Origin of the sequence: Sinimarinibacterium thermocellulolyticum (assembly GCF_040327995.1) — a bacterium.
Taxonomy (GTDB): domain Bacteria; phylum Pseudomonadota; class Gammaproteobacteria; order Nevskiales; family Nevskiaceae; genus Solimonas; species Solimonas thermocellulolyticum.
On record NZ_JBEPIJ010000004.1, the window covers coordinates 169,077 to 188,678 of the forward strand.

The window sequence follows — 19,602 nt, forward strand, 5'->3', positions numbered from 1 at the left end:
CATAGCTGCCTCATCGGTGCGGATCGACCAGACCCATACGCGCCGCCTCGAGCGTGGCTTCGGCGCGGCTGGAGATGTCGAGCTTGCGATAGATGGCCTTGATGAAGCCGGCCGCCGTGTTGCGACTGACGCCGAGCTGACTGGCGACTTCGGGCAGGCGATAGCCCTTGGCGATCAGCACCAGGGTCTCGCGTTCGCGATTCGAGAGTTTGGCGCTCCCGTCGTCCGCACCGCCGACGGCACCCCCGAAGAAGCGCAACAGCCGCTGGGCGATCACCGGCGACAGCGGCGGTTCGCCGGAAACGATGCCGCGCAGCGCTCGAACCACCTTGTCCGTCGGCTGGTCCTTGAGCAGATAGCCGCTGGCACCCGCACGCAGCGCCGGGAATAGGTGTCGGTCGTCTGCATAGATGGTGGTGACGACGCACTGGCATTGATGCGGCGTCAGTTCGCGGATCAGTTCCACGCCCGAGCCGTCGGGCAGGCCCAGATCGATCAACGCGATGTCGGGCACGTATGCGCGCAGGAGCCCGCGCGCCGCAGCCAGCGAGCCGGCATGGTGAACCGTAAGCCCCGGAAATGCCGCGGCCAGAATGTCCTGCAGCCACTGCGCCGGCGCGCTCAGATCCTCGACTACCCAACCGATGCGCACGTCGGTTCGCCCACTCAGCTCAGCTGTAGCAGCCTAACGCAAATCCGCCGCCGCGGTCGATCGTCGCGCAGCCTGCTCGATTCGCCCGCAGTGCTCTCGGATGGATCGAGCGATGGTCCTTTGTCGAGGATGGTTAGCGGCACGTAGATGGATGGTAAGAAACCGGTCAATATTGCATCGGTTGAGGCAGGCCCGAGCCGATGACATCGCGGACAGGGCAGCGCCGCTCCGCTTCTCGATCTGCGTGATCCCTCGTGTTGCGGACCATCGTGAACCTCTCGACTCACGCCGGCACGAGCTCGAGGATCGAAGGCGACCCAGTCTGACCTGTGGGTCAGTCACAGGTCGGTTCGATTAGCAGCAGGTCGAGTCTGAGATCGAGCCTATGCGGCGGTTCGTAGGTCACGACCAGCGCGCAATCGAGTCCTTGGGCACGTTGTTGCAGCGCGTGCAGGGTGAGCTCGGCGGCGACGACGGCCGGAGTCAGACGTGCCTCGACGCACAGTCGGCCGTTGGCAGCGGTGAGTTGGACGCTGAGTGTGCCTTGCGCCTCGCCGGCGAGGGTGACCAGCTCGCGCAGGCAGCGATGCAGCAGCAGGGCCTGATGGCCTTCCAGGCTCGCCATCGGCAGCGGCTCGACCGGATGCCAGTGCAAGGTCACGTCGGCTGCATCCGCGTGTTCACGCAAATCGCCGCGACACCAGCCGAGGATGTCGTCGAGCCTTTGGCCATGCGCCGCCAGCCCCTGTAACACGAGGCGCAGCTCCGCGAGGGCATGCCGGGCCAGGTCCTGAGTCGGGCCGCTGCTTCGGTGGAGCAGGTCGAGCACGGCCGCACCGACGTCGTCGTGCAGTGCGCGCGCGATCCGTTCGCGTTCTCGCTGCGCGCCTTGCTCGATCGCGTGGCGCCACGCGTGCATGCGCTCGACGATGCGGTGCGCAGCGCGGGCATTGCGCAAGTCATCGTTGCAGAACAAACGTCGGCCGTGGTCGGGGAACTCCAACCGTAGCCCCGCCTTGCCACCGACGTCGGGCAGCAACAGGGTGGCGCCGTCATTCGACAGTGTCGGTTGCGCGGGGGGCGTTGGCAGTTCGTGGATTTGCAGCGGCGTAAAAAGGGCGCTCGCGGCCTGGCGCCAGACGGCGCCGGCGCTTGCAGGGTTTGCGGTACCCAGTACCGAAAGCACCGAGTCGAGGCACGCCCGACGGCCCCGGCTGTGTTGCCACAGCCAGGTCCGAAGCGGTAGATACAGCCAGGAAACGATCAGCAGCGAGGCCAGCATCGCATCCTCGTAGGCCATGCCGAGCCAATGCAAAATGCAGAGATCGATGAGGATAAAAAGCGGGCCGCCGGTGGCCACGGTCCAGGCCGTAAACCACCAGCGGTCGAGATCGAACAGGCGGTAGCGCAGCACGCCGAGCGCAAGACCGCCGTAGATTATTAGGAACAAGGCGAAGGCGTATGCTTGATGGGCGCCGGCGTCATGCCCGAGCAGCGCTGGAACGAAGATCACCGCGAGAAAGGTGCCGCCGCCGCCGAGCCAGGCCAACAGAAACCAGGTCAGCGCGGCACGCTCGAGTGGACGGCCGCGCGAGCGCCGCCATTGCAGTGCGGCGAAGACGGCCGTCAAAAAAAAGCCGGCCAGTACTGGCAGGCGCAGGGCGATATCGAAGTCGGACAGAACGCCGGCCGCGTATAGGGCGACGATCGAGCCATAGACGAGCAGCAGCAAGCGTCCGGCCGGTGCTCGACCGAGCCGCTGCGGGTAATGCCACAGCGTCGCCGTGAACGCCGCGCAAAACAGCAGTGTGCAGGCACCGTTGAGCAGGTGCAGGCTGCGGAACCATGCGCCGTCCAGCGCCAGTTCGCGGCTGCTGTAGACCGCGGCCGTCCCTGCGCTGGCCAACAGCGCCAGTCCGGACAGGCCGACGTGGGCGGCCGCCCGGTCGGAGCGCCGAAACGCCCACACGCCGGCGCCGACGAGCGCCCCGGCGCCGCCCACCAGCAGCTGTAACCAGAATGTCACCGGTAGTGTCGACAGCGGGCGCCGCGGGGCCGGCGTCAGACACCAGCGCTGGCCGTCCACGCTCTGGATGCATACACAGGTGCTGGCGAGCCGCTTCGCCAGCGCATCCTGACGCTGCAGGAAGCGATCGAAGTCGGCGCGTTCGACGAAACGCGTGTCGGGTTCGGGCGTCAGGTCGGCTGCCTCGAGCGGCAGCCAGTGCCGACCGCAGCCGATGCGATCCACCCGCGTGCCGGCCGGAATCTGCGCCGCAGGTCCGCGGGCACGTTCCACGACGAGACCGGGGCCGCTGCCGTCGCCGCGCAGTTGAAGACCGGTCCAGGGCGTCTGCCGCGCGATGGTGATCAAGCCCAGGATCACGATCAGCACGAGCACGAGCGCTGCCGTCATCCACGGCATCGGGGCCCGGGGCGGTGTGTATCGGTGATCGTCGGAATGTGCCACGATCCCAGCATAGCCCGCCGCTGCCGTCGCCGCGCCCCCGAATCAGGGTGGGGCTCGGGTCACAATCGCGCAGGGGCCACCGACGCGCGGGGATTTGCCCGCCGTGGACGGCACGGCGTCGTCGGAGCGGGACACTCATGTCGATCCCAGCGCCGGTGCCAAGGTGAAACCGTCCAAGATTCTGCTGTTCATCGCGACCGCGACCGCGATCGGCCTGTTCTTTTACGTCGACGGGGGGCGGTGGTTGAGTTTCGCGGCGCTGAAGACGCAGCTGACCGAGATCCAGGCCTGGCGGGCATCGCAACCGCTTTTGGCGACGGCCGTGTTCTTCATGGTCTACGTCTTGGTGACGGCGCTGTCCTTGCCGGGTGCGGCGGCGATGACCCTGGCAGCCGGGGCGGTGTTCGGACTGGTCTGGGGCAGCGTGCTCGTCTCGTTCGCCTCCAGCATCGGGGCGCTGCTGGCTTTCTTGCTGGCGCGCTACTTGTTCCGGGATGTCATCGAGGCGCGGTGGTCGCAGCGGCTCGGCACGATCAACGAGGGGCTCGATCGTGACGGCGCTTTCTATCTGTTCACGCTGCGGCTGGTCCCGGTCATCCCGTTTTTCCTGATCAACCTCTTGCTCGGGTTGACCAGGATGCCGGCGCGCACGTTCTACTGGGTCAGCCAGGCGGGCATGCTGCCGGGCACGTTGGTGTACGTGAACGCGGGTACCCGGCTCGCCGAGATCGACGCTCCACTGGACCTGCTCTCCGTGACCGTGCTCGGCGCGTTCGCATTGCTGGCCGCGTTTCCGTGGATCACCCGCATCGCGCTGCGCGGGTTGGATCGGCGCCGGCGGTACGCGCGCTGGCGAAGGCCGGCGCGCTCCGATCGCAATCTGATCGTGATCGGTGCCGGTGCCGCCGGTCTGGTTACCGCGTACATCGCCGCCGCAGTCAAGGCCAGGGTCACCTTGATCGAGTCCCACGCGATGGGCGGCGACTGCCTCAACTCCGGCTGTGTGCCGAGCAAGGCGCTGATCCAATGCGCAAAGCTCGCGCATCGGATGCGGCAGGCGGGCCGCTGGGGACTGGACCCGGTGACGCCGTCGTTCTCGTTCAAAGCGGTGATGGCGCGGGTTCATGCCGTGATCGCCGCCATCGCCCCCCACGACAGCGTCGAGCGCTATACCGCGCTCGGCGTCGAGGTCCGCCGTGGGCACGCACGCCTGGTGGATCCGTGGACGGTCGAAGTCCGCGATGCGCAAGGCAACCGCGAGCGCCTGAGCGCCCGCAGCATCGTGCTGGCCACTGGCGCGCGTCCTAGCGTGCCGGCGTTACCGGGACTCGAAAGCGTGGACTACCTCACTTCGGAGAATCTATGGGATCGGCTCAAGGATCGGGAGCAAGCGCCGCAGCGGCTCCTCGTGCTCGGCGGCGGGCCGATCGGCTGTGAGCTCGCGCAGGGCTTCGCCCGCCTGGGCGTGCAGGTGACGCAGGTCGAGATGATGCCGCAACTGATGGGGCGCGAGGACGAGGAAGTCTGCGACTTCGTCCGTCGCACCTTGGAGGCGGAGGGCGTGCAGGTGCTCGTCGGCCAGCGCGCGGTGCGGGTCGAGCGTGACGGGGAGCGCAAGTGGCTGGTCGTCGCCGGATCGGCCGGCGAGCAGCGCCTTTTGTTCGACGAGATCCTGGTCGCGGTCGGCCGGCAGGCGCGGCTGGAAGGCTATGGCCTGGAGGAGCTCGGCATTCCGGCGCAACGCACGATCCAGACCAACGACTACCTGGAGACCGTCTACCCGAACATCTACGTGGCCGGGGACGCGGCGGGACCCTACCAGTTCACCCACGCCGCCGCGCACCAGGCCTGGTATGCCGCCGTCAACGCGCTGTTCGGTCGCTTCAAGCGCTTCAAGGTGGACCATTCGCTGATCCCCGCGGTGACCTTCGTCGATCCCGAAGTGGCCCGCGTCGGCGTCAACGAGCGAGAGGCCCGAGAACGGGGGCTGGCGTACGAAGTCACCCGCTATGACCTCCGTGACCTCGATCGCGCGATCGCCGAAGGTCACGCCGAAGGCTGGATCAAGCTGCTCACCGTGCCGGGCAGGGATCGCATTCTGGGCGTGACCATCGTTGGCGAACGCGCAGGCGACATGCTCGCCGAGTTCGTGCTGGCCATGAAGCACGGCCTGGGGCTAAAGAAGATCCTGGCGACGATCCACCCGTACCCGACCTGGGCCGAGGCGAACAAGCTTGCATCGGGGGCGTGGCAGCGCACGCGCATGCCGCCCGCCCTGCTGCGCTGGCTGCGGGTCTATCACGACTGGATGAGGACGTGATGTCGAGAAGGGGGGGACGGAACTCGGCGCCACTGGCGCGCGAAGGGCGCATCGGCCTTCACCGTGTATCCGGCCCACAGGGCGACGGCAAAGGGACGGTGACGCTCGGCATCGTCATTCCAATGTTGAACGAGGCCGCGCAATTGCCGAGCTTGCTGGAGCATCTCTTGCCTTTCGTGCGTCGGGGCACCGAGGTGGTGCTGGTCGATGGCGGCAGTGACGATGACTCCGTTGCGCTGGCGCGCGCGGCCGGTTTCACGGTGCTGGAGAGCGCGCCGGGGCGGGCGCGGCAGATGAACCTCGGTGCGCGCGCGAGCCGCGGCGAGGCGCTGCTGTTCTTGCACGCCGACACCCGCTTGCCAGCGGATGCGCTGGCCGCCGTCGACACCGCCTTGCGTCATCACGTGTGGGGGCGCTTCGACGTCAGCATCGCCGGTCGATCACCGCTGTTGCCGATGGTGGCCATGCTGATGAACCTGCGCTCGCGCCTGAGCGGCATCGCCACCGGCGACCAGGCGATCTTCATGACACGCCGGGCCTTCGACGCGGTGGGCGGCTTTCCCGACCAGCCGCTGATGGAAGACCTGGCCATCTGCCAGTCGCTCAAGCGCCTGGGTCGGCCGGCCTGTCTGAAGCTGCGCGTGACCACGTCGGGACGCCGCTGGGACACGCGCGGCGTATGGCGCACCATCGCGCTGATGTGGTGGCTGCGCTGGCGGTATTGGCGCGGCGCATCTCCCGAAGCGCTGGCCAAAGCCTATCGATGATCTCCGTGCGCACCATCGTGTTCGCCAAGGCCCCGCAGCCGGGTCTGGTCAAGACCCGGCTCATTCCGGCCCTCGGCGCCGAGGGCGCGGCGCGTTTGGCCGCGCGCATGCTCCGGCACACCGTGACCCAGGCACTGGCGGCGAATGCCGGAGCGGTCGAGCTGTGCGTGGCGCCGGAGCCGGACGCGCCGATCTGGCGCCCCTACCACGCGCACGCGTGGCGCGTCGATTGGCGATCGCAAGGCGAGGGCGATCTCGGCGTGCGGCTCGCGCGTGCCGCCCGACGCGCCATCGATGCCGGCGAACCCGTACTGCTCATCGGCACGGATTGTCCGGCACTCGATGCGATACGGCTGCGCGAGGCCGCGCGACGACTGGCCCGCCACGACGCGGTGATCGTCCCCAGCGCCGACGGTGGTTACGTTCTGCTGGGCTTGCGGCGTTTCCACGACAGTCTGTTTCACGCCATGGCATGGAGTACGGACCGCGTGGCCTGCGAAACCCTGAAGCGGCTGCGCGCGCTCGGCTGGTCGGTCGCACGACGGCCAGGGCTGCGGGACATCGACACACCGGCGGACCTCGTGGCCTTGCCGGGCGACTGGCGGGAGTGATGCGCAAGGGCATCGGCCCGGCGAGCCGGTGTTCGAGGGTGTCGATGTTCGAGGCGGCGGGCGCGCTCGATGACCGATCGACGCCGGGCGTATGGCGTGACGCGTTCCGACCAGTTGCGCTACTGCACCGGACCCTGCCTATTGATCGACCCGATCGTCCGCGGCCTGCAACGTGTTGTGCATCAACATCGCGACGGTCATCGGGCCGACGCCGCCGGGTACCGGCGTGATCGCACGTGCGCGCGTGCGCGCCACATCGAACTCCACATCGCCGACCAGGCGGCCGTCGGCGAGGCGGTTGATGCCGACGTCGATGACGATCGCGCCGGGCTTGATCCACTCGCCCTTGACCATCGCCGGCTTGCCGACGGCGACGACGAGAATGTCGGCGCGCGCGACCTCGGCGGCGACGTCGGCGGTGAAGCGGTGGCAGCACACGGCGGTGGCACCGGCGAGCATCAGTTCGAGCATCATCGGCCGGCCGACGTGGTTGCTGGCGCCGACGACCACCGCGGTGCGGCCCTTGAAGGTCTCGCCGGCGCTGCGCAGAAGCTCCATCACGCCAAATGGCGTGCATGGCCGCAGCGCCGGGCGCCGCTGCGCGAGGCGGCCGATGTTGTACGGATGAAAGCCGTCCACATCCTTGCCCGGCAGGATGCGTTCGGTGATCGCGGTGGCGTCGAGCTGCGCCGGCAGCGGCAGTTGCACGAGGATGCCGTCGATGTCGGCATCGGCATTGAGCGCGTCGACCGCGGCCAGCAATTCGGCCTGAGTGACGGTGGCATCGAAGTGCAGCGGTACCGAGCGGATGCCGAGCTTCTCGCAGGTCAGGCGCTTGTTGCGCACGTAGACCTCGGAAGCCGGGTCGTTGCCGACCAGCACCGTGGCCAGCGCCGGCGGACGCAGGCCGCGCGCCAGACGCGCCTGGATCCTGCGGCGCACGCGGTCATGCACGAGGGCGGCGACGGCCTTGCCGTCGATCAGTTGAGCGCTCAAGGCGGCGGACATCCAGCGGCGGGCGGGCGCGCATTGTAAGCCGTCGGCGCGAGGCGCCACGCCGACGATGGCGTAAACTCCGCGCCTCGTGAAGCCGCCTGCGCCCAAGTCCGTGCTAAAGATCGACCGCCTCTCGCTAAGCCGCGGCGATCGCGTGCTGTTCAGCGGCCTGAGCCTGAGTCTGAGTGCCGGCGAACTGCTGCACGTGCGCGGCGCCAACGGCTGTGGCAAGACCAGTCTGCTCGAAGCGCTCGCCGGTTTGCGCCGCGTCGCATCGGGCGTGATCCGCACGCAGCCCGATCCGCTGCCGCTGCACTGGATCGGCCATCGCAATGCGCTGTCTGCGTCCTTGTCGCCGCTGCAGAACCTTGAATTCTGGGCCGGACTCCATGGCGCGGATGCCGCCGCGGCCGATGCGGCGCTCGCAGCGGTCGGGCTCAAGCCGGCGGTGCGCAAACGCGCCGTGCGCAGCTTGTCGGCCGGGCAGAAGCGGCGCTGCGCGCTGGCGCGCCTGCTGCTGCAGGTACGCGCGCTGTGGCTGCTCGACGAGCCGCTCGACGGCCTCGACGCGGACGGCATCGCGCTGATGGCGGACCTGCTGCGCGCGCACCTCGACGGCGGCGGGTTGGTCGTGATGACCAGCCACCAGATGCTGCCGGCAGCGTTGCCCGGCGTGCGCGAGCTGGCGCTCGACCGGCTGGGGTCGTCATGAGGGCGCTGGTCGCAGTGATGTGCCGCGAACTGCGCCTGGCCGCGCGTGCGCGCAGCGACTGGCTGATGCCGCCGTTCTTCCTGCTCGTGGTCGTGACCGTCTTTGGCTTTGGCGCCGAACCGAATGACCCGCGCCTGTCCGCGTTCGCGCCGGCGATCCTCTGGGTCGCGAGTCTGCTCGCGGCACTGCTGACGCTCGAACGCCTGTTCCGCGCCGACTACGAGGACGGCACGCTCGAACAGATGATGCTCGCGCCGCTGCCGCTGTACCTGTCGGCTGCCGGCAAGCTGATCGCGCACTGGGTATTGACCGGCCTGCCGCTGGTGCTGCTGTCGGCGCCGCTCGGTGTGGCGCTCGGACTCGACGGCGCGGACGTGCGCGTGCTGGTCGCCGGTCTGGCGCTGGGCACGCCGTGCATCAGCGCGATCGGCGGCTTCGTCGCCGCGCTGACCGTCGGCCTGCCGCGTGCCGGCCTGCTGCTGCCGGTGCTGGTGCTGCCGCTGATCGTGCCGGTGGTGATCTTCGGTGCCGGCGCGGTGCGCAGCGCACAGCAGGGTCTGCCGGTGGATGCTCCGTTATACTTTCTGGCCGCGATACTCGCCGTGTGCCTGACCCTCGTGCCCTGGGTCTTGAGCGCAGCCTTACGCAACGCCGTCGACTGACCCGCGAACGATCCGATGTGGACCTGGTTCCATCGTCTTGCCTCGCCGCCGCATTTCTTCCGGCTGGCCGAGCGTTGGCTGCCGTGGGTCGGTGTCACTGCGCTGGCCTTGCTGGCCTGGGGCTGGATCGGTGGCCTGGTGTTCGCGCCGCCGGATTATCAGCAGAAGGACGCTTTTCGCATCATCTACGTGCACGTGCCGACGGCGGCGGCGTCGCTGTCGCTGTACACGCTGATGGCGGTCGCCGGGGCGGTCGCGCTGATCTGGCGCATGAAGCTCGCCGAGTGTGTGCTCGTCGCCACCGCGCCGGTCGGCGCCGGCATGACCGTGGTCGCGCTGGTCACCGGCATGCTCTGGGGCAAACCGATGTGGGGCACTTACTGGGTCTGGGATGCGCGCCTGACCTCCGAGCTGGTGCTGCTGTTTCTCTATCTGGGCGTGATCGGTCTGCAACAGGCTTTCGAAGACGCGCGCGCCGCGGCGCGCGCCTGCGCGCTGCTGGCGATCGTCGGCGTGATCAACGTGCCGATCGTGAAGTACTCGGTGGAGTGGTGGAACTCGTTGCACCAGACTTCGACGATCCTCAAGCTCGGCAAGCCGACGATCACGATGGACATGGCCGTGCCGCTGTACGCCGCGCTCGTGGGCACCTTTTTGCTGTGCGCCTACGCGATCCTGCGCCGCGTGCAGAACGAGCTGCTGTGGCGCGAACGCCGCAGCGGCTGGGTCGCGGAACTGCTGCGCTGAAGCGGGGTCTGCGCATGAATCCACTGCAGCCGGCGAGCTGATTCGATGGACACGCACTTCTGGCAGATGAGTGGTTACGCGGTCTACGTCTGGGGCAGCTTCGGCGTGGCGGCGCTGGTCTTCGCCTGGGCCTGGCTCGCACCGCTGCGGCGGCGGCGTGCGCTGCTGGACGCGATCCGCGAAGCCGCGGAGGACGCATGACCCGGCGACAGCAGCGCATGGTGGCGGTCGGCGCCCTGGTGATCGGCCTGGGTCTGGCGGCGGCGCTCGGCTTCACCGCGATGCGCAAGAACATGATGTACTTCTACACGCCCAGCGATGTCGCCGCCGAGCCGCCGTCGGCGGACGCCTTGATCCGTCTCGGCGGGCTGGTCGTCGCCGGCAGCGTCGAGCGCGGCGAGGGTCTCAAAGTCCGCTTCACCCTCGCCGACTGCGAGTCCGAGCTGCCGGTGCGCTACGAGGGCATCCTGCCCGACCTGTTCCGCGAAGGGCAGGGCATCGTCGCCACCGGGCGTGTCGGCAGCGACGGCGTGTTCACTGCGCAGGAAGTGCTCGCCAAGCACGACGAGCAATACATGCCGCCGGAACTCGCCGAGAAGCTGACCGATGACAGCGGCAAGCATTCCTGCGCCGAGTTCAAGCCCGTGTACGGCGCAAAGCAGACCTCATGATCCCCGAGCTCGGTCATTTCGCGATGCTCGCGGCCTTGGCGGTCGCGCTGATCCAGTTCGTCGTGCCGTTCGTCGGTGCCTGGAAGCGCGAGCCGCGCTGGATGGCGGTGGGCGCATCCGCGGCGCAGACCCAGTTTGTGCTGATCCTCATCGCCTACGCCTGCCTGACCTGGGCCTTCGTCGAGCGCGACTGGTCGGTGGTCTATGTGGCCGCCAACGCGCATTCGCAGTTGCCGCTGATGTATCGCATCAGCGCCGTCTGGGGCGCACACGAGGGCTCGATGTTGCTGTGGATGCTGATGCTCACCGGCTGGGGCGCGGCGGTGTCGGTGTTCAGCCGCAGCCTGCCGCGCGAGGTGCAGGCGCAGGTGCTCGCGGTGATGGGCGCGCTGTGCGTCGGCTTTCTGCTGTTCATGCTGCTGACCTCGAACCCCTTCGAGCGTCACTTCCCGGTGCCCGAGGACGGACGCGATCTCAATCCGCTGCTGCAGGACCCGGGCCTGATCGTGCATCCGCCGCTGCTGTACATGGGCTATGTCGGCTTCTCGGTGGCTTTTGCGTTCGCGATTGCGGCGCTGATCGGCGGGCGGCTCGACGCGGCCTGGGCGCGCTGGACGCGGCCGTGGACGACCTCGGCCTGGCTGTTCCTGACGCTGGGCATCACCCTCGGGTCCTGGTGGGCCTACCACGAACTCGGCTGGGGCGGCTGGTGGTTCTGGGACCCGGTGGAGAACGCCTCGTTCCTGCCGTGGTTGGTCGGCACCGCACTGATCCATTCGCTGGCGGTCAGCGAGAAGCGCGGTCTGCTCAAGTCGTGGACGGTGCTGCTCGCGATCCTCGCGTTCGCGCTGTCGCTGCTCGGCACCTTTCTCGTGCGCTCCGGCATCCTCGTGTCCGTGCACGCTTTCGCCACCGATCCGGCGCGTGGCGTGTTCATCCTCGCCTTTCTCGGCGTCGTGCTCGGTGTCGCTTTTGCGCTGTATGCCTGGCGCGCGCAGCGTTTCGTCGCGGACGGCGAGCTCGCGCTGTTCTCGCGTGAGGGCTTGTTGCTGCTGAACAATGTCTTTCTGGTGATCGCGGCGGCAGCGGTGCTGATCGGTACGCTGTATCCGCTGATCGTCGACGCCCTCGGCCTCGGCAAGATCTCGGTCGGCCCGCCGTACTTCAATGCCGTGTTCTTGCCGCTGACGGCGCCGCTGGTGGTGCTGATCGGCCTGGCGTCGGTGATCGGCTGGAAGCGCGCGAACGCGGCGGACGCGCTGCGCCGCCTGCGCTGGCCGGCGCTGATCGCCTTCGTCGGTGGCCTCGCGCTGCCGTGGCTGATACAGCAAAAGCTGCTGCTGATCAGTGTCGGCGGCAGCATGCTGGCGCTCTGGACCATGATCATGGCCCTTGAAGAACCGTGGCGGCGCTGGCGCACGCGCGGCCTTGGCGGTCTGACGCAGATCTCGCGCAGCGTCTGGGGCATGACGCTGGCGCACTTGGGCATCGGCATCTGGGTGCTCGGCGTGAGCTTCGTCAGCCTGTACAGCATCGAGCGGGACGTGCGCCTCGGCCCGGGGCAGGCCACCGAGTTGGCCGGCTACCGCTTCGAGCTCGAACGCATCGAGCACTTTGCCGGCCCGAACTACGATGCCGACCGCGCCATCGTCACGGTCACTCATAACGACGAGCCCATCGCCGAGCTGTATCCGCAGAGGCGGCTATACCGCGCACAGGGCAGCGTTATGACCGAAGCCAGCGTCGATCACAATCCGCTGCGCGATCTGTACGTCGCACTCGCCGAGCCGCTCGATAACGGCGAATGGGCGATGCGCGTCTACGTCAAGCCGATGATGCGGCTGGTGTGGTTCGGCGGCGTGCTGATGGCGCTCGGCGGCGCGCTCGCGGCGAGCGATCGCCGCTACCGCCTGGCGCGGATGCTGCGGGAGAAGGCACCGATTCCCGGCGGAGTGACCGCCTGATGCGTCTGCGCTATCTGCTGCCCGCGGCGGTGCTGGTGGTGCTGATCGTGCTGTTCGCATTCGGCCTGCAACACGATCCACGCGCGGTGCCGTCGCCGCTGATCGGCAAGCCGGCGCCGGATTTTTCGCTGCGCGTGGTCGGCGCGGACACACCATTCACCCGCGACGATCTACTCGGTCGCCCGCTGCTGGTGAACTTCTGGGCGAGCTGGTGCGTGGCCTGCCGCGTCGAGCATCCGCTGCTGATGGAGCTGGCGCGTCAGGGCGTCGAGATCGTCGGCATCGACTACAAGGACACCGATGCCGAAGGCCTGCGCTGGCTACAGCGCCACGGCAATCCGTACCGCCACGTCGTCGCCGACACGCAGGGCACGGCCGGACTCGACTGGGGGGTCTACGGCGTGCCCGAGACCTTCGTGCTCGACGCCAAGGGCATCATCGTCCACAAGCACATCGGCCCGCTCGACGAAGACGCCTGGCGCAGCACGATCGCACCACTGCTGGCGGGTACCCAGGGTTGACGACGATGCGGATATCCTTGCTGCCGTGCGCCCTGCTGCTCACCGCCATCACGCTGCGTGCAGCGGCGCAGCCCGGCGAGCTCACGCCGCAGCAGGCCGCGCGCTATCAGGCGCTGGTGAGCGAGCTGCGCTGCCTGGTGTGCCAGAACCAGTCGATCGCCGACTCGAATGCGCCGCTCGCCGCCGACCTGCGCGAGCAGGTCCGCAGCCAGATCCTCGCCGGCCGCAGCGACGAGGCGATCCGCGACTACGTCACCGCGCGCTACGGCGATTTCGTGCTGTACCGGCCGCCGTTCAAGCCGTCGACGTGGATGCTCTGGGTCGGACCGTTCCTGCTGCTGGCGGCCGCGCTGGCGTTCACGCTGCGCTTCGTGCGCCGCAGCCCGCGTGCATCTGCCGCGCCGGTCGATCCGAACCGACTACAGCGTCTGCTCGACGAGGAATCGAAGTGAAGGCCGTGACGCGGGTGACCCCATGATCGGGGTATGGATGGCGGCGATCGTGCTGATCGCGGTGGGGCTCGCGCTGTGGCCACTGTGGGCCGGCCGGCCCGGCCTGGGGCCGCGGCGGCGCACGCTCAACGTCGCCGGTTATCGCGGTCGGCTCACCGAAATCGACGCCGAGCTGGCCGCCGGGACCATCACCGCGGAAGCGGCGCAGGCGCTGCGCGAGGAAGCCGCGGCACGCCTTTTGGCGGACGCCGAGGAAGCCGCCGAGCCGAGGCACGACGCGGGTTCCGACGCCCGCGCCTGGGGGCTGTTCGCCGCCGCGGCGCTGCTGATCGTGCTGGTCAGCGGCCTCGGCTACTGGTTCGGTGACAGCCGCGAACTGGCGCAATGGATCGAACAGTCGCGCCGCGATCCCGCCGGCGCGCAGCGGCTGTCGATCGAGAGCATGGTGGCGCGGATGGAACGGCGCCTCGAGGACGAGCCGCAGGACGCCGAGGGCTGGGCCATGCTCGGGCGCTCGTACTTCGTCATCGGCCGGCACGAGGACGCGGCGGTCGCCTTCGATCGCGCCAACCGCCTGACCGCCGCCGCGCCGCGCGCCGACTGGCTGGCCAGCGAAGCCGAGGTGCACGTGATGCTGCAGGGCCACGATTTCCGCGGACTGCCGCGGCAGTTGTTCGAGCGCGCGCTGGCGATCGAGCCGGGCCATCCGAAAGCGCTGTGGTACGCCGGCCTTGCCGCCGCACAGGCCGGCGAGTTCGCGCTGGCCGTCGAGCGTTGGCAAGCGCTGCGCGAGGGCGAGCTGCCGGATGAGTTCCGGGCGGTGCTCGACGAGCGGCTGCAGGAGCTGGCACAGCTCGCGGCAAAGCCGGCGCCGGTCGCCTCCGCAGCGGCGAGCGCCGATCCGGCGCCCGAGCCGCGTCTGGTGCTCGAGATCGAGCTCGCCGACGAGCTTGCCAACAGTGTCGGCGCCAGCGACGTACTGTTCGTGATTGCGCGCCGCCCGGATGCTCCGGGCCCGCCGCTCGCCGTGCGTCGGCTGTCGGCCGGCATGCTGCCGACCCGCGTCGTGCTGGACGACAGCCACGCGATGGCACCGGGCATGAAGCTTTCGCTCGCCGACGAATGGGAAGTCGTCGCCCGCATCAGCCGCGACGGTACGCCGCAGGCCAAGTCCGGCGATTTCGAGGGCCGTCTGCGTCTCGGCCGCGGCGATGCCGGCAAGCCGGTCGCGCTGCGCATCGACCGCCGGCTACCGTGAGCGGCGGCCGCACCCAAATTGCTTAGTCACCCGAGGTTCGATTCATGACCGAAGTGCTCAGAGAGATTCCAGATGCCTCGCGGCTATATCTCAAGGCCGCCGGTACGCTGACCAAGAAGCCCAAGGACACGCCGACGCTGCCGACGTCGTCGGTGCGGGTCGAGCGCGTCAGCGCCGACGCCGGGCACCTGGCCGAGTACGCGGCGATCTGCGGCTTCGAAGAAACCACGCATCTGCCGATCACCTTTCCGCACGTGATGGCCGGTGCCTTACATCTTTACCTGATGACGCAGAAGCCGTTTCCGTTTCCGCTCCTGGGTCTCGTGCACATCCGCAACGAGATTCGCCAGCACCAGGCGCTGACGGCGGACGGTGTGTTCGACTTGCAGGTGCGCATCGGCGAGGCGCGTTCGGTGCGCCAGGGCATTGAATTCGATCTGTTGACCGAGGCCCTGCGCGACGGCGAGGCGCTGTGGAGCGAAACCAGCACCATCCTGCATCGCCGGCCGGCGCCCAAGTCGGCAGTGGCGCCGCGCCCACAGCCGCCGGCGTCGTTGGCCGAATATCGCAGCTTCAGTGCGCCCGCCGACATCGGCCGGCGTTACGCCAAGGTCGGCCGTGACTACAACCCGATCCATCTGGCGCCGTGGACCGCGAGACTGTTCGGCTTCAAGCGCCACATCGCCCACGGCATGTGGTCGGCGGCGCGCTGCGCGGCCGTGCTCGAGCGTGAGCTCGGCCGCGCGCCCAAGGAGCTGTCCGTGCAGTTCAAGCAGCCGCTGTTCCTGCCGGGCAAGGTCGCACTCAAGTTCGTCCGCGGACGAGACGGTATCGACTTCTCGCTGCTGTCGGCACGCTCGGACAAGACCCATCTGACGGGGGTGCTGCGTTAGACTAAGCATCCGCCGAAGAACGAGAAGGAACGCCTCATGCGCATCCGCAAAGCGGTCTTTCCGGTGGCTGGACTGGGGACGCGGTTTCTGCCCGCGACCAAGGCCAGCGCCAAGGAAATGCTGCCCGTCGTCGACAAGCCGCTGATCCAGTATGCCGTGCAGGAGGCGATCAGCGCGGGCGCCCAGGAGCTGATCTTCATCACCGGCCGCTCGAAGAACTCCATCATGGATCACTTCGACAAGGCCTACGAACTCGAAGCCGAGCTGCAGGGCCGCGGCAAGGAAAAGCTGCTCGCGGCAGTGCAGGACATCGTGCCGCCGGGCGTGACCTGCATCTTCATCCGCCAGGCCGAAGCCTTAGGTCTGGGCCACGCCGTGCTGTGCGCATGGCCGGCCGTCGGCGACGAGGACTTCTACGTGATCCTTGCCGACGACCTGATCGACGGCCGCCTGCAACCGGCGCTGGCACAGATGCATCGCGTGTATCAGCAGTACGGCACCAGCGTACTCGCGGTGCAGCGCGTGCCCAAGGACGAGGTCAGCAGCTACGGCATCGTCGACACCCAGCCGGTGGGGCCGGGGCTCTCGGAGATCCGGCGCATGGTCGAAAAACCCAAGCCCGAGGACGCGCCGAGCAATCTCGCCGTGGTCGGTCGCTATATTCTCACGCCGCGCATCTTCAAGTTGCTCGAACGCACCCAGCGCGGCGCCGGCGGCGAGATCCAGCTCACCGATGCGATCAGCGCGATGCTGCAGGAGCAGACCGTGCTGGCCTACGAGTTCGAGGGCACGCGCTACGACTGCGGCTCCAAGCTCGGCTACCTGCGCGCGAACGTCGAGTATGGACTCAAGCACCCCGAACTGGCCGACGAGTTTCGCGCCTACCTCGAAGCACTGACCGCCGACTGGAAGCCCGGCGCGAAGAAGGCACGAGCCTAGCCGGCATGTGTCGAGCATGACGGATCAGACCGAACAGCCCTCGCGGAGACTGCCCCCGCAGCGGCGCCACCCGCAGCGGACCTAGGCCTGCACAGGACCTTGGCAAATGACGACGAGCAAGTATCGTAGCTTCATCGAGTCTTCCTCCATCCAGGGCGCCAATGCGTCCTACGTCGAAGCGTATTACGAACGGTTTCTGGAGGACCCGGACTCGGTCGATCCGGCGTGGCGGGCTTACTTCAGGCTGATCCAGGATCAGAACGCGCCGCGCGAGACGGCGCATAGCGAGGTCGTCGCCCGCTTCGAGCGGCTGGCGCGTGAGCCGCGCCGGGTCGTCGCCGCAGAGGCCGGCTTCGATGCGCGCGCCGCGGAGAAGCAGGCCGGCGTGCTGCGCCTGATCAACTACTACCGTGTGCGCGGCCATCAGGCGGCCAAACTCGATCCGCTGGGGCTGGCGCCGATCACGCGCGTACCGGATCTCGATCCGGACTTTCATGGCCTCGGGCCACAGGACATGGACACGGTGTTCAACACCGGTTCGCTGGCGGTGGGCCAGGACCGCCTGCCGCTCAAGGACATCATCCGCATCCTCAAAAGCGTGTACACCGACACCATCGGTGCGGAGTACATGTACCTGACCGAGACCGAGGAGAAACGCTGGATCCAGCGCAGACTCGAAGGCATGGCCTTCCAGCCCAGACTGACGAGCGAGCGCAAACTCGAAGTGCTGCGCCAGCTCGTCGCCGCCGAAGGTCTGGAACGCTATCTGCACAAGAAGTACGTCGGCCAGAAACGCTTTTCGCTCGAAGGCGGCGATGCGCTGATCCCGGCGCTCGACGAGGTGCTGCACGCCTGCGCTGCGCGCGACGTCGAAGAAATCGTCATCGGCATGGCCCATCGCGGCCGCCTCAACGTGCTGGTCAACATCCTCGGCAAGTCACCCAAGGAGCTGTTCGCCGAGTTCGAGGGCAAGTACAGCGCCGAGGACCTGAAGAAGGCAGGCGACGTGAAGTACCACATGGGCTTCTCCACCGACGTCGAGGTCGGCGGCAAGCGTCTGCACCTGGTGCTGGCGTTCAATCCCTCGCACCTGGAGATCGTCAATCCGGTGGTCGAGGGGTCGGTCAAGGCACGCCAGGTCCTGCGCGACGACGCCGTCGGTCAGCGCATAGTGCCGGTGCTGATCCACGGCGACGCCGCCTTCGCCGGCCAGGGCGTGGTCATGGAAACGCTGCAACTCTCCGAGGCGGCCGGCTACAGTACCGGCGGCACGGTGCACGTCATCGTTAACAACCAGATCGGCTTTACCACGCCCAACCCGATCGAAGCCAAGCCGGGCCGCGAGGCGCGCACCTCGCGCTACTGCACGGATCTGGCGAAGATGCTCGAAGCGCCGGTGTTCCACGTCAACGGCGACGATCCCGAGGCCGTGGTCTTCGTCACCCGTCTGGCGATGGACTTCCGCAACGAGTTCCACAAGGACGTCATCGTCGATATCTGCTGCTATCGACGTTGGGGCCACAACGAGGCCGACGAGCCTTCGGTGACCTCGCCGCTGATGTACGAGGCGATCAAGCAGCACCCGTCGACGCTGACGCTGTACGCGCGCAAGCTCGAGGAAGAAGGGGTGCTGCCCAAAGGCGAGGTCGAGGGCTTGACGCAACAATATCGCGAAGGCCTGGACCGCGGCGAGAACATCGCGCGCACGACGCTCGGCCTGGTCGGCAACAAGCATACGGTGGACTGGCGCAAGTACCAGCACGGCGAGTGGGATAGCCCAGTCGACACCACGATCACCGCCGAGGCCGTGCGCAACCTCAGCGCGAAGCTGCTCGCCATCCCCGAAGGCTTTACCCTGCATCCGCGCGTGCAAAAGATTTTCGAAGACCGCGCGAAGATGGCCACCGGCGAGCTGCCGATGGACTGGGGTTTTGCCGAGACGATGGCCTATGCGGCCCTGATCAACGAGGGCTTCTCCGTGCGCCTGTCCGGCCAGGATTCGCGGCGCGGCACGTTTTTTCATCGTCACGCCACCGTGCACGACGTCAAGACCGGTACGCGCTACACCCCCCTGGAGCAGGTGGGTCGGGGACGCGCGCGCTTTACCGTCAACGATACGCTGCTGTCGGAGGCCGGTGTGCTCGGCTTCGAGTACGGCTATTCGACGACGGATCCCGAGACCCTGGTGATCTGGGAGGCGCAGTTCGGGGATTTCGCCAACGGAGCGCAGGTTCTGTTCGACCAGTTCATCTCCTCCGGCCAGGCCAAGTGGGGCCGGCTCTGCGGATTGACGGTGTTTCTGCCGCACGGCTACGAAGGGCAGGGGCCGGAGCACTCCTCGGCGCGCTTGGAGCGCTATCTGCAGCTGTGCGCCGAGAACAATCAGCAGGTCTGCGTGCCGTCGACACCGGCACAGATGTTCCACATGCTGCGTCGGCAGATGAAGCGCGCCGGACGTCTGCCGCTGATCGTGATGACGCCCAAGTCGCTGTTGCGTCATCCACTGTCGGTTTCCGACGTCGGCGAGCTCACCTCTGGCCGTTTCCAACCGGTGATCGGCGAGATCGATCCCATCGATCCGGCGCAAGTGACGCGCGTCGTGTTCTGCGCCGGCAAGGTCTATTTCGATTTGTATCAGGCGCGGCAAAAGCAGGGGCTGAACCACGTCGCGCTGGTGCGCATCGAGCAGCTCTATCCCTTCCCGCGGCAAGGCTACGAGGCGGCGCTGGATGCCTTCCCCAAGGCCACGGAGATCGTCTGGTGCCAAGAGGAGCCCGAGAACCAGGGCGCGTGGTATCAGATCAAGCACCGTCTGCACGCCTACCTGCGCCCACGGCACCAGATGCTCTACGCCACGCGCAAGGGCTCGGCAACCACCGCCGTCGGCTACCTCAAGGTGCACCAGGTGCAGCAGGAGCAAGTCGTGCAGGCCGGCCTGACCGGCGGTGTGCGCACGTGAGCGGGCGT

At 67.9% G+C, this 19,602-nt stretch carries 18 protein-coding genes; 15 read left to right on the top strand and 3 right to left on the bottom strand.

Features of this window, described 5'->3' with window-relative positions; all coding sequences use genetic code 11:
• Positions 1 to 10 precede the first annotated feature (10 nt).
• Positions 11 to 652 carry a response regulator gene (locus ABSH63_RS05320; RefSeq protein ID WP_352888082.1) on the bottom strand — a complete coding sequence of 214 codons (642 nt, stop codon included), beginning with the start codon at positions 650 to 652 and terminating at the stop codon, positions 11 to 13.
• A gap of 334 nt (positions 653 to 986) precedes the next feature.
• On the bottom strand, positions 987 to 3,068 hold the full coding sequence (locus ABSH63_RS05325; protein WP_352888084.1) for a hypothetical protein: 2,082 nt from the start codon (positions 3,066 to 3,068) through the stop codon (positions 987 to 989).
• A gap of 217 nt (positions 3,069 to 3,285) precedes the next feature.
• Between ABSH63_RS05325 and ABSH63_RS05330 the strand changes: the two genes are divergently transcribed.
• From ABSH63_RS05330 to ABSH63_RS05340, 3 genes are all read left to right on the top strand, one after another.
• Complete coding sequence (locus tag ABSH63_RS05330) at positions 3,286 to 5,442, top strand: dihydrolipoyl dehydrogenase family protein (protein ID WP_352888087.1); 2,157 nt, start codon at positions 3,286 to 3,288, stop codon at positions 5,440 to 5,442.
• Positions 5,443 to 5,564: 122 nt separating this feature from the next.
• Positions 5,565 to 6,209, top strand: coding sequence for a TIGR04283 family arsenosugar biosynthesis glycosyltransferase (locus tag ABSH63_RS05335; protein WP_434223250.1), 645 nt, complete (start codon positions 5,565 to 5,567; stop codon positions 6,207 to 6,209).
• On the top strand, positions 6,146 to 6,820 hold the full coding sequence (locus ABSH63_RS05340) for a TIGR04282 family arsenosugar biosynthesis glycosyltransferase (protein ID WP_352888088.1): 675 nt from the start codon (positions 6,146 to 6,148) through the stop codon (positions 6,818 to 6,820). Before ABSH63_RS05335 ends, ABSH63_RS05340 begins: the two co-directional genes overlap by 64 nt.
• Before the next feature lie 138 nt (positions 6,821 to 6,958).
• On the opposite strand, the gene folD is transcribed toward ABSH63_RS05340, so the two are convergent.
• Positions 6,959 to 7,816, bottom strand: coding sequence for a bifunctional methylenetetrahydrofolate dehydrogenase/methenyltetrahydrofolate cyclohydrolase FolD (gene folD / locus ABSH63_RS05345; protein WP_352888090.1), 858 nt, complete (start codon positions 7,814 to 7,816; stop codon positions 6,959 to 6,961).
• A gap of 112 nt (positions 7,817 to 7,928) precedes the next feature.
• On the opposite strand from folD, the gene ccmA reads away from it, so the two are divergent.
• From ccmA to ABSH63_RS05405, 12 genes are all read left to right on the top strand, one after another.
• The gene (gene ccmA / locus ABSH63_RS05350) at positions 7,929 to 8,528 is read left to right on the top strand and encodes a heme ABC exporter ATP-binding protein CcmA (protein ID WP_352888092.1); all 600 of its coding nucleotides are present in this window, start codon (positions 7,929 to 7,931) and stop codon (positions 8,526 to 8,528) included.
• On the top strand, positions 8,525 to 9,190 hold the full coding sequence (gene ccmB, locus ABSH63_RS05355) for a heme exporter protein CcmB (RefSeq protein WP_352888095.1): 666 nt from the start codon (positions 8,525 to 8,527) through the stop codon (positions 9,188 to 9,190). The genes ccmA and ccmB overlap by 4 nt, the downstream gene beginning before the upstream one ends.
• A 15-nt stretch (positions 9,191 to 9,205) precedes the next feature.
• A complete protein-coding gene (gene ccmC / locus ABSH63_RS05360) occupies positions 9,206 to 9,937 on the top strand; it encodes a heme ABC transporter permease CcmC (RefSeq protein ID WP_352888097.1) in 732 nt (243 codons plus the stop codon).
• Between the two features lie 45 nt (positions 9,938 to 9,982).
• Positions 9,983 to 10,138, top strand: a complete 156-nt coding sequence (gene ccmD / locus ABSH63_RS05365) for a heme exporter protein CcmD (protein ID WP_352888099.1) — start codon at positions 9,983 to 9,985, stop codon at positions 10,136 to 10,138.
• Entirely contained in the window at positions 10,135 to 10,608 is a 474-nt protein-coding gene (gene ccmE / locus ABSH63_RS05370; RefSeq protein ID WP_352888102.1) for a cytochrome c maturation protein CcmE, read from the top strand. The genes ccmD and ccmE overlap by 4 nt, the downstream gene beginning before the upstream one ends.
• Positions 10,605 to 12,572 carry a heme lyase CcmF/NrfE family subunit gene (locus ABSH63_RS05375; protein WP_352888103.1) on the top strand — a complete coding sequence of 656 codons (1,968 nt, stop codon included), beginning with the start codon at positions 10,605 to 10,607 and terminating at the stop codon, positions 12,570 to 12,572. The genes ccmE and ABSH63_RS05375 overlap by 4 nt, the downstream gene beginning before the upstream one ends.
• Positions 12,569 to 13,093: a DsbE family thiol:disulfide interchange protein gene (locus ABSH63_RS05380; RefSeq protein WP_434223251.1), complete on the top strand. Its 525-nt coding sequence runs from the start codon at positions 12,569 to 12,571 to the stop codon at positions 13,091 to 13,093. Before ABSH63_RS05375 ends, ABSH63_RS05380 begins: the two co-directional genes overlap by 4 nt.
• Before the next feature lie 5 nt (positions 13,094 to 13,098).
• Positions 13,099 to 13,545, top strand: a complete 447-nt coding sequence (locus tag ABSH63_RS05385) for a cytochrome c-type biogenesis protein (protein ID WP_352888108.1) — start codon at positions 13,099 to 13,101, stop codon at positions 13,543 to 13,545.
• Between the two features lie 22 nt (positions 13,546 to 13,567).
• A complete protein-coding gene (ccmI, locus tag ABSH63_RS05390) occupies positions 13,568 to 14,803 on the top strand; it encodes a c-type cytochrome biogenesis protein CcmI (protein ID WP_352888111.1) in 1,236 nt (411 codons plus the stop codon).
• A 44-nt stretch (positions 14,804 to 14,847) separates the two neighbouring features.
• Entirely contained in the window at positions 14,848 to 15,696 is an 849-nt protein-coding gene (locus ABSH63_RS05395; protein ID WP_352888114.1) for a MaoC/PaaZ C-terminal domain-containing protein, read from the top strand.
• A gap of 36 nt (positions 15,697 to 15,732) precedes the next feature.
• Positions 15,733 to 16,635 carry a UTP--glucose-1-phosphate uridylyltransferase GalU gene (gene galU / locus ABSH63_RS05400; RefSeq protein ID WP_352888117.1) on the top strand — a complete coding sequence of 301 codons (903 nt, stop codon included), beginning with the start codon at positions 15,733 to 15,735 and terminating at the stop codon, positions 16,633 to 16,635.
• Positions 16,636 to 16,741: 106 nt separating this feature from the next.
• Positions 16,742 to 19,594 (top strand): 2-oxoglutarate dehydrogenase E1 component, encoded by a 2,853-nt coding sequence (locus ABSH63_RS05405; protein ID WP_352888119.1) that lies wholly within the window; start codon positions 16,742 to 16,744, stop codon positions 19,592 to 19,594.
• Positions 19,595 to 19,602 lie beyond the last annotated feature (8 nt).